This is a genomic window from Methanoculleus sp. MH98A, assembly GCF_000691865.1.
In the GTDB taxonomy this organism is placed as follows: Archaea; Halobacteriota; Methanomicrobia; order Methanomicrobiales; family Methanoculleaceae; genus Methanoculleus.
Window position 1 is genome coordinate 1 of record NZ_JMIO01000183.1, and the last position, 909, is coordinate 909.

Genomic DNA, 909 nt, shown 5'->3' on the forward strand with positions numbered 1-909 from the left:
CATCCTGTCCTGTCTCGCCCGACCGGTCTCCGGATATGATATTCTGCGCGAGATCAACGAACATTTTCATGTGCTCGTCCCGATGGCCCGGATCTACTCTTATCTCTATGATCTTGAAAAGCGGGATTTCCTTGAAACAAGAACGGAGGGGCGTTCAAAGGTGTATGTGGCGACCCCGGCCGGTGAAGATTACATTCGTCGAAAGAAACAGGATATCTTTGCTATCCTCAAGTTTATCATTGAAGACGGGTAGTGGGACGATGATAGATGGCATGCATACCTGCCCGGCCGATCGACCCATCTGTATGCCTTCTGCCGGATTTTGGCCTCACCATACGGGAGGCCACGGAATCACAAGCACTCTTGCCATCCTCAACTCTGTGTGGGCAGGTGCCCGTTGGCACGACCTGCCGGTACGGCCGTCTGCAACCGGCACGGGTGCCGTGAAGAGTCCCCGTGGAGCAACGGCGCGAGACCCGCTCGAACTGGTCTGCGGAGATCTAACCTCTGTGAACGTTCAACGTTCTGTATGCCCCTGTACCGTTTACGGCGCGAACACGCTGCCCCTCATGAGGCAGCGAGATGTCTTAATGTCTGGATAAAATGAGTATGGACTCGGATCTCTCTCCAAAGAAGAGGATTGTCATTGTCGAAGATGATGATCACGTCGCCAGGCTACTAGAGGATTCGTTGCGGCATAATGGATTTACCGTTCCAGCAGTCTTTAGAAGTGGGGAGGACGTACTCCGGGAACTGCCGCGTCATAATCCCGATCTCGTCCTGATGGACATCGTTCTTGATGGACGCATAGACGGCATCGAGACCGCGGAGCAGATCCTCGATCTCTTCCAGATTCCTGTCGTCTATATCTCACAGCCTATTCCAATGCTGAAGTGATCCGGCGAGTGA

At 53.6% G+C, this 909-nt stretch carries 2 protein-coding genes; both read left to right on the plus strand.

From position 1 onward, the window contains the following. Positions 1 to 253: PadR family transcriptional regulator (locus EI28_RS12460; RefSeq protein ID WP_048115320.1), on the plus strand; the 253-nt coding region annotated here is incomplete at its 5' end. A 356-nt stretch (positions 254 to 609) separates the two neighbouring features. Further along, on the plus strand, positions 610 to 897 hold the full coding sequence (locus EI28_RS12465; protein ID WP_197018524.1) for a response regulator: 288 nt from the start codon (positions 610 to 612) through the stop codon (positions 895 to 897). The last annotated feature ends 12 nt before the right edge of the window (positions 898 to 909 follow it).